This window comes from Actinomadura roseirufa (assembly GCF_900659635.1).
GTDB lineage: Bacteria > Actinomycetota > Actinomycetes > Streptosporangiales > Streptosporangiaceae > Spirillospora > Spirillospora roseirufa.
In genome coordinates this window covers 1-8405 of record NZ_CAACVB010000297.1, presented here as the reverse complement: position 1 = coordinate 8405, position 8405 = coordinate 1, and the positions used below count along the sequence as shown (strand labels likewise).

The following is an 8405-nucleotide window of genomic DNA, read 5'->3' as shown; positions in this document are numbered from 1 at the left end:
CGCGACGGGGCTGCCCGACCTGATCGCCCTCGGCGTCCGCACGGCCGAGGCCGCCGGCGCCCGGGGCGCGATCCCCGCGGTCGAGGCCCTCGCCGGCCGTGGCGGCGGCAGCCGCCTCGCCAAGGAGTCCGCCCGCCTCCACCACGCCCTGACCGCTTCGTAGAGCCTGCAACGCCCGGGGGCGCGCCGGTGTTGGATGAGATGACGGATCCGCGTGAGAGGCTCGCCGGGTCCGCCGGGAAGGAGCGTTGCACGATGAACGAGACCCTCGCGTTCGGCACGGTCGACACCGTGCTCGGCCGCCTGCTCGTGGGCGAGACGGAGACGGGGATCGTCTCGCTGCACTTCCGCGACACCCCCGCCGCGCGCGCCCGCACGGCCAAGGCCACGGGTCTCCCGGTGGTGGACGCGCCCGGCCGGCTCGCCCCGGCGCTGTCGGCGCTGCGCGACTACTTCTCCGGCGACCTGAAGACCTTCGAGTCGCCGATCGACTGGCGGCTCACCGCCGACGCCCAGCGTCAGGTGCTGACCACGCTGTACGAGACGGTGCCCTACGGCAGGAGCATCACCTACGGCGACCTCGGCGACCGCAGCGGCACGGGGGTCCACGCGCAGGTCATCGGCCAGATCATGGGCAGCAACCCGATCCCCCTGATCGTCCCGTGCCATCGCGTGGTCGCCTCCAACGGGCTGGGCGGCTACAGCGGCGGCTCCGGCGTGGAGGTCAAGCGCTGGCTCCTCACGCTGGAGGGCACGCTGCCCGCCACCCTCGACTGGGACATCACCCGCGGCCCCTGACCGCCCCGCTCACCCGAGCGCGACCGGCGGGCCCCGGCCCGCCGGTCAGCCCCGCGCGCGCCGCGGCCCGGTGAGCACAGCGGGGTCGAAGGCGACCTCGAAAGGCTCGGCCAACCGCAGCGTCCGCCCGGCGCAGACCCGCTCATGCTGCACGTACTCAGCGCCCTTGAGCACGAGGACCTCCACGCAAGGCGCCCCCGCCCCGGTCAGCTCGATGCGAAGGAACATCGGGATGCCCGCAGCGGCGTACATCCGGGGCTTGTCGGTGTAGTCCCTCGTCCGGTTCTTCCTGCCGGGGCTGACGACCTCGGCCACCAGGTGGATGTGCGCCGGGTCGAGTGCCACGGTCGCGGCGAGCATGACGTCCGCGTCACCGACCACCACGTCCGGGATCGCTCCCTCTCCCGCGCAGGGCACGTTGGCGCCCTCGGTGACCTCCAGGTGGTCGGGCGCGGCGGCCACGAGGATGCGCGTCAAGCGGCTCGTGCAGATCTGATGATTGGTCGCGGCGAGGGGGCTCACGACAAAACTGCCGTCGATCAACTCGACGCGCTGCCGGCTCTCCGGCAGCGCCAGCCAGTCCTCGACGGTGAATCCGTCCTGATCAGGCATCGGCTCGGCAGGCAGGGGAGTCGCCATGCCTCATCACCTCCATCCGAGACCAGTCTGGCACGATCGGCACTCGCCGATCGATCACACTGAGCACCTGTTCGACTACGCCGAGGTGCCTGACTCTAGCGATCGGCACGGGGCTCGGGGTGGAAACGGTGGGGCTGGGGTGCTGGGTGGTGAGAGTTATGTGGCGGGGTGGTGTGGGGCGCGCCCCCCGGTGGGGCGGAGGGCGCGTCCGGCCGGTCAGGCGGGGAGGTTCTTCTCGATGGCGGCGACGACCTCGGCGGCCTCCGGTTCGGCCTGCGGGGCGAAGCGCGCCGCGACGGCGCCGTCGGGGCCGATGAGGAACTTCTCGAAGTTCCAGCGGACGTCGCCGGTGTGGCCCTCTGCGTCGGGCGTACCGACCAGCTCCAGGTAGAGGGGATGCCGGCCGTCGCCGTTGACCTCCACCTTCTCGGTCAGGGGGAAGGTCACGCCATAGGTCGCCGAGCAGAACTCGGCGATCTCCTCGGGGGTTCCCGGCTCCTGGCCCATGAACTGGTTGCACGGTACGCCGAGGACGGTGAAACCGCGCTCGGCGTACCGCTCCTGGAGCCGTTCCAGGCCCGAGTACTGCGGGGTCAGGCCGCACCTGGAGGCGACGTTGACGACGAGCACGGCCTTGCCCCTGTACTGCGCGAGGTCCGCGGATCCGCCCCGCAGACCACCGATCTCTACGTCGAAGACAGACATGCGGCCGATCTTAGAAGCTCGGCCGCGCCGCGGCACCCGGCCTCGACGCGTGTCCGCCGGCCGCCCCGGTCCGGGCGCCGGCGCCGCCTCACTTGCCCAACGCGTTCACGAACGAGGAGAGCTGGCTGCCCGCCGTCCCGAGCTGGCTGAACGCGTTGTTCACCACGTCAGCGGCGTCGTTGGGCGAGCTCAGCAAGTAGAAGGCGACGAAGGCGATCGCCACGTAGCGGAAGTTCTTCTTAATCACGTAACGCCGTCCCTGGTAGTAGCCCGGCAAGCACTTGACCCGATCCAATTGTGCCCATCTGCGTCGGCCCGCAAAGCGCGATTTTACTGTCCCCGTGGGGCTTGCGCTCGACCCAGGGCGCGAAAGAGCCCCGCGCCCTGCCCGGGGCACGGGGCCAAAGGAGCCGCCCTAGTTCGGGATGGCGCTCATGAACTGGGACAACGACTCCGCGGCGGTGCCGAGACCGCTCAGAGCATTGTGCACAAGACCCGCCGCTCCCTCGGGTCGGCTGATGACGTACCACGCCACGAAGGCGATGCTGGCCACCTTCAGATGCTTCTTGTTCACTTCAACCACCCTCTGCGGTCAGTTGCCTACGGAGTGTAGTTCCCCAGGGTGGCCTGACAGAGATCAAGGGCGGGCAAAGTCAAGGTCATCATCCGCTCGGGGCGCGGTCCGCGCCCCGGGCGTCAGGATCGGCCGTGCTGCGCGAGATAGTCGATGTAGAAGGGCCGGAGGGCGTCGGCGAGGTCGCCCTCCCCCGCGTGCGTGAACTCCTCCAGCAGCGACAGGCCGTGCAGGAGGTCGAACTCGGCGCGGTCGACCTCGCCGGTGGAGGCCGCCGCGGCGGGGATGGCGCGCAGCAGGTCCCACAGGAAGCCGACGTCGCGGCGCTCCTTGGCGAGTCTCATCGCGCGGGCGTGGAGCTCCTTCGAGGGAAGGTCCTCCAGGCCCGCGCCGCTCTCGATGTCGGACATGATCCGACTTTAGCGAAACCTCACTTCATCACGACGTCCTGGGGGATTCGCTGATCCTCCCGCAGGGCACCGAACAGCCGCGCCGACCTGGACTTGTCCCAGGTGATGTAGGAGCCGACGCCGCCCGCGCTGCCGCTCCCGCCGATCGGGACGGTGGTGGTCACCCCGTCGCCGCCGCTGACGCCCTTCATCGCCCACATCATCCGGACGAGGTCGTAGAGGTGGTCCCCGTCGTCGACGAGGAAGTTGCTGGTGGCGTTGAGCGCCAGCGGGAACGCGCGGAACGGGTTGAGCAGTACGCCCGGCCCGGCCGCCTTCTTCATGAGGGCGCCGAAGAACTGCCGCTGGTGCTCGACCCGCTCGAGGTCGGCGCGGGCGAACTTGCGGGTCCGCACGTAGCCGAGCGCCTGCCCACCGTTCAGCGACTGGCAGCCGGGACGCAGGTTCAGCCCCGCCTTCGGGTCGTCGATCTTCTCCTTGACGCAGATGTCCACGCCGCCGACGGCGTCCACGACGCCCACGAAGCCGCCGAAGCCGATCTCGGCATAGTGGTCGATGCGCACGCCGGTGGCCCTCTCCACCGTCTGGACGAGCAGCTTCGGCCCGCCGAACGCGAACGCCGCGTTGAGCTTGTTGGAGCCGTGCCCGGCGATCGGGAGGTAGGAGTCGCGCGGAAGGCTGGTGAGGGACGTCCCGCCGTCGCCGTAGTGCAGCAGCATCATCGAGTCGGTGCGCCGCCCGGCGGCGAAGCCGGTGCGCAGCCGCCGCTGGTCGGCCCGGGACATGCCCTCGCGGCTGTCGGAGCCGACGATGAGCCAGTTGGTGCCGGGCGTGTCGGCGACGCGGCCGGGGTAGTCGACGAGGACGGACTCGCGCTTGAGCCGCGAGTCGAGGTAGAAGTAGCCGCCGACGACCAGCAGCAGGAGCGCCAGGCCGATGGTGCCGAGGACCCACGGCCAGCGGCGGCGGCGCCGGCGGCGGCGCGGCGGGGGTTCGTCCCCGTACCCGCCGGCGTCCATGCGGCGCCCGGCGAGCTGGTCGCCCGCGTAAGGGTCGGCGTAGGGATCGGCGTACGGGTCCCGTTCGTGGGGGTGCGGGTGCTCGGCCGGGACGGAGTCGTGCCTGCTGCGCGCCACGGATGGGCCCTCCTTGCGTGTCCAGCCCTCCGGCCGGCCGTCGGTATGCCGTAGACCCTAGACAACCCGGGGTCGTGGCCGCGTCCTTCCGCCGCATGATTGTCGCCTCGTCCGCCTCGCCACGCTATGTGACTTTAGAAGCGGACATCCTCCTCCTTACGGAGCAGACTGCACCCTGGCGGGAACGGCGAGGGGCGGCGGATGGGCGTGCGGCGGAGAAGGCGGAAACAGGACCCGGGACCGGCGGCGGGCGCCGCGGACCCGGACTTCCCCGAGCTCACGGCGCCCCGCTACCACTCCCGGACCCGGGAGCTGTCGGAGACCGGGATGCGCACCATGGCGCGGCGGCTGCCCATGGTGATCGTCCAGGCGACGCGGCTGGCCTGGCGGGCGAGCCGGGCCGACACCGCGGTCACGATCTCGCTGAACCTGCTCGCCGGCGTCTTCACCGCGTTCGGCCTGCTGGCCACCACCGGGGTGCTGACCGCGCTGTTCAGCGCCGGGCCCACCCCTGACCGGGTCCACGACGCGCTCCCGTCGCTGGCGCTGGTGGCGGGCGCGGTGGCGCTGCAGGCGGCGCTGAAGGCCGCGGCGGGCTGGGCGCAGGCGCGGCTCCAGCCGCAGGTGGACCGGCTGGTCGCGCTGCGGCTGTACGAGCTGACGACCGCGGTGGCGCTGGCGGCGCTCGACGACTCCGACTTCCTGGACGAGCTGAAGCGCGCGGAGGGCCGCGGCACGGCGTCGGCGACACGGGTCGTCCGCAACGCGGTGGACGTCCTCACCGGCGCCGTCGGCATGGTCGCCGCGGCCGGGACGCTCGGCGTGCTGCACCCGCTGCTGCTGCCGCTCCTGCTGCTGACCGCGCTGCCCGAGGGGTGGGCGTCGGTCCGCGCCGCGCGGATGCGGTACGTGACGATGCTGGCGCTGGTCGGGGTGGCGCGCCGCAAGTGGATCCTGTCCGAGCTGATGATCGACCGGCAGCACGCGGCCGAGGTGCGCTCGTTCATGATGCGGGCGTTCCTGCTCGGCCGCTACGACCGGCTCGCGGCCTACGAGCGCCGGGTCGAGCTGGACCTGGCGCGCCGCCAGGCGCTGGTGCGGATCGGCGGCGACGTGGTCAAGGGGCTGGTGACCGCCACCGTCTACGTCGTGCTCGGCCTGATGCTGTGGCGCGGCGCGGTGCCGCTCGCGGTGGCGGGCACGGCCGTCCTCACGATCAGGGCGGGCCAGGCTTCCCTGGTCAACCTCGTGTACGCGGTGAACCAGTGCTACGAGGAGGGCCTGTACTTCGGGGACTACATGCGCTTCTGCGCGGTGGCCGAGGACATGATCCCGGAACGCGGGCGGCGCGCCGCGGACGGCGCCGCGACCCGGAGCCTGCCCGGCGACTTCTCCGCCGTCCACGTGGACGACGTCACGTTCACCTACCCGGGCGTGGACGAGCCGTCCCTGCGCGGCGTCTCGCTGACCCTGCGCAAGGGCGAGGTCGTCGCGCTCGTCGGCGAGAACGGGTCGGGCAAGTCCACCCTGTCGCGGATCGTCGCGGGCCTGTACGACCCCGACGGCGGCGAGGTCCGCTGGGACGACGTGCCGCTGTCCGAGGTCGCCCCGCGCGACATCTGGGAGCGCGTCGCCGTCATCGCGCAGGACTACACGCACTGGCCGATGACGGCGCGGCAGAACATCACGATGGGCCGGGGCGGCGCGGACGGCGACGCGGACGGCGGCGGCGGGGACGGTGGCGGCGCGGACGCGGGCCCCGGCAACGGCGCCGACCTCGCGGACGCGAGGATGCTCGCGGCGGCGCGCGCGTCCGGGGCCGCCGAGGTCGTCGACGGCCTGGCGCGCGGCTACGACACCCTCCTGGACCGCCGGTTCGAGGGCGGCGCGGAACTGTCGGGCGGGCAGTGGCAGCGGCTCGCGGTGGCCCGCGGCTTCTACCGGGACGCCCCGCTGCTGATCTGCGACGAGCCGAGCGCCGCCCTCGACGCGCGCGCCGAGCACCATCTGTTCGAGCAGATCCGCGCGCACGCCGACGGCCGGACCGTGCTGCTGATCACGCACCGGCTCGCCAGCGTCCGGTACGCCGACCGGATCTACGTGCTGGAGGGGGGACGGGTGATCGAGGAGGGCGACCACGACGCCCTGATGGCGGACGGCGGCCTCTACGCCGAGCTGTACGGCCTCCAGGCCGCCGCCTACGCGACCGGCGCGCCGCCGGAGGGCGCCGGCTCGCCCCGGCAGGCCGGAACCCCGTAGGGCCGCGCCCCGCGCGGCCCCACGGGCGGGGTCAGATGTACAGGCCCACGGCGCCGTCGCGATCGCGGGGCGGCGCGGCGGGCAGGTCCTCGGGGCGCAGCAGCCGCACCTCGCCCGCGTCGACCGCGCCGGGGTCCTCGTCATGCGCGGCGGTGATGCGCCGGGCCTGCCGGGAGACGGCCGCGTCCAGCAGGTTGCGGACGAGCCGCGCGTTGCCGAAGGAGGTGCCGCGGGGCTGCGCGGCGACCAGCCCGCGCAGCGCCTCCAGCACGCCCGGCGCGAGCGCGAACCCGGCCTCGGCCGCCATGAACTCGAAGATCGTGACCAGCTCGTCGTCGGAGTAGTCGGGGAAGCGCAGCACCTTCGGGAAGCGGGAGTCGAGCCCGGGGTTGAAGGAGAGGAACCGCTCCATCTCGGCGTCGTACCCGGCGACGATGACCACCAGGTCGCCGCGGTGCTCCTCCATCAGCCGCAGCAGCTCGGCGACCGCCTCGTGGCCGAAGTCGCGGCCGTCGCCGCCGGCCCCCGTCAGCGCGTACGCCTCGTCCACGAACAGCACGCCGCCGAGCGCCCGCTCGACCGCGGCGCGCACCCGCGGCGCCGTCTGCCCGACGAACTCGGCGACCAGGTCGGCGCGGGCGACCTCGACCAGGTGGCCGGACGACAGCAGCCCGAGCTGGGCGTACACGGCGGCGATCAGCCGGGCGATCGTGGTCTTGGCGGTGCCCGGGTTCCCCGTGAAGACCATGTGCCGGGTCGGCGAGGCCAGCGGGACGCCCGCGTCGCGGCGGATCTGCTCGGCGCGGGCCTCGGCGACCAGCGAGGCGACCTCCGCCTTGATCGCCTCCAGGCCGATGAGCCGGCCGACGTCGGCGAGCGGGTCGCCGGGCACCTCGTCGCGGCCGCGGGACAGGGTGTCGGGGACGTCCTGGAGCAGGATCTCGTCCAGCGACTCCGTCTCGTCCACGACGCCGTCGGCCAGGACGCGGCGGCCCTGCATCGCGACGGCCCGGTCCAGCAGGTTGATCATGATGCGGGCGTTGCCGAAGCCGCGGTCGCGCGGCGCCGCCTGCGCGAGCCCGCGCACCTTCTCCAGCACGCCGGGCGCCAGCGCGAACCCCGCGTCGGCCGCCTTCGCGGCGAACACCTCGACCAGGTCGTCCTCGGTCAGGTCGGGGAAGCGGACGATCCGCTGGACGTGCGCGGCGAGGCCGGGCAGCGACTTCAGCAGCCCGTTCAGCTCCGCCTCCGGGCCGGTCAGCACCACCACCAGATCGTCGGCGTGCGCCTGCACCGCGGTGAGCAGCACCTCCAGCGCCTCCCGCCCGCGCGCGCCCTCGGGCGACGGCGGGGCGAGCGCGTGCGCGTCCCGGACGACCAGGACCCCGCCGAGCGCCTGCTCCACCGCCCGCCGCACCCGCAGCACGCTCTCGCTGACGTACTCGCCGAGCAGGTCGGCGCGGTCCACCTCGATCATGTGGCCGGACGACAGCACGCCGAGGTCGGCGTAGATGCGGCCGAGGATCCGCGCGACCAGGCTCTTGCCGGTGCCCGGGTTGCCGGTGAAGACCAGGTGCCGGGGCCGCGCCGCCACCGCCATCCCCGCCTCGCGGCGCAGGTGCGCGGCCTTGGCCTCGGCGACCAGCGCGTCCACCTCCCGCTTCACCGGCTCGATCCCGGCGCAGGCGGCCAGCTCGGCGAGCGGGTCGGTCTCCGCGCGGCCGCCCGGGACGAGCCGCTGCGGCAGGTCCGCCACCGTGATCTCCAGCCCCGTGATCTCCAGCCCCGTGGTCTCCGATCCCGTGAACTCCGGCGCGGTGGGCTCCGGCGCGCCGGAGGCGTCCGGCCGGCCGTCGGCTGCGCGGCGCGCGGCGGCCGTCCGGG

9 protein-coding genes are annotated in these 8405 nt (G+C 73.3%); 2 read left to right on the top strand and 7 right to left on the bottom strand.

The features are described 5' to 3' along the window. The first annotated feature begins 255 nt into the window (after nucleotides 1-255). Nucleotides 256-798 carry a methylated-DNA--[protein]-cysteine S-methyltransferase gene (locus E1291_RS35610; RefSeq protein WP_131742458.1) on the top strand — a complete coding sequence of 181 codons (543 nt, stop codon included), beginning with the start codon at nucleotides 256-258 and terminating at the stop codon, nucleotides 796-798. Nucleotides 799-843: 45 nt separating this feature from the next. Here the strand turns inward: E1291_RS35610 and E1291_RS35605 are convergent, their stop codons facing one another. The 6 genes from E1291_RS35605 to E1291_RS35590 form a co-directional block, all read right to left on the bottom strand. Continuing rightward, the gene (locus tag E1291_RS35605; RefSeq protein ID WP_131742457.1) at nucleotides 844-1437 is read right to left on the bottom strand and encodes a Uma2 family endonuclease; all 594 of its coding nucleotides are present in this window, start codon (nucleotides 1435-1437) and stop codon (nucleotides 844-846) included. A gap of 216 nt (nucleotides 1438-1653) precedes the next feature. Then, the gene (locus E1291_RS35600) at nucleotides 1654-2142 is read right to left on the bottom strand and encodes a glutathione peroxidase (RefSeq protein WP_131742456.1); all 489 of its coding nucleotides are present in this window, start codon (nucleotides 2140-2142) and stop codon (nucleotides 1654-1656) included. 88 nt (nucleotides 2143-2230) lie between these two features. Then, nucleotides 2231-2389: a hypothetical protein gene (locus E1291_RS42640; protein WP_165495457.1), complete on the bottom strand. Its 159-nt coding sequence runs from the start codon at nucleotides 2387-2389 to the stop codon at nucleotides 2231-2233. Between the two features lie 168 nt (nucleotides 2390-2557). Beyond that, entirely contained in the window at nucleotides 2558-2716 is a 159-nt protein-coding gene (locus tag E1291_RS42635; protein WP_165495456.1) for a hypothetical protein, read from the bottom strand. A gap of 122 nt (nucleotides 2717-2838) precedes the next feature. Further along, nucleotides 2839-3126 (bottom strand): hypothetical protein, encoded by a 288-nt coding sequence (locus tag E1291_RS35595; protein WP_131742455.1) that lies wholly within the window; start codon nucleotides 3124-3126, stop codon nucleotides 2839-2841. Between the two features lie 20 nt (nucleotides 3127-3146). Next, a complete protein-coding gene (locus E1291_RS35590; protein ID WP_242614583.1) occupies nucleotides 3147-4262 on the bottom strand; it encodes an LCP family protein in 1116 nt (371 codons plus the stop codon). Nucleotides 4263-4463: 201 nt separating this feature from the next. On the opposite strand from E1291_RS35590, the gene E1291_RS35585 reads away from it, so the two are divergent. Continuing rightward, nucleotides 4464-6521, top strand: coding sequence for an ABC transporter ATP-binding protein (locus E1291_RS35585; protein WP_131742454.1), 2058 nt, complete (start codon nucleotides 4464-4466; stop codon nucleotides 6519-6521). A 31-nt stretch (nucleotides 6522-6552) separates the two neighbouring features. Here the strand turns inward: E1291_RS35585 and E1291_RS35580 are convergent. Continuing rightward, the coding region (locus E1291_RS35580; protein ID WP_131742453.1) for an AAA family ATPase at nucleotides 6553-8405 on the bottom strand (1853 nt) is incomplete at its 5' end.

Bases quoted from the DNA above. Each gene is read 5' to 3' on its own strand.
- E1291_RS35585 (WP_131742454.1), top strand. From the start codon at position 4,464: ATGGGCGTGCGGCGGAGAAGGCGGAAACAGGACCCGGGACCGGCGGCG.
- E1291_RS35605 (WP_131742457.1), bottom strand. From the start codon at position 1,437: ATGGCGACTCCCCTGCCTGCCGAGCCGATGCCTGATCAGGACGGATTC.
- E1291_RS35595 (WP_131742455.1), bottom strand. From the start codon at position 3,126: ATGTCCGACATCGAGAGCGGCGCGGGCCTGGAGGACCTTCCCTCGAAG.
- E1291_RS35600 (WP_131742456.1), bottom strand. From the start codon at position 2,142: ATGTCTGTCTTCGACGTAGAGATCGGTGGTCTGCGGGGCGGATCCGCG.
- E1291_RS35610 (WP_131742458.1), top strand. From the start codon at position 256: ATGAACGAGACCCTCGCGTTCGGCACGGTCGACACCGTGCTCGGCCGC.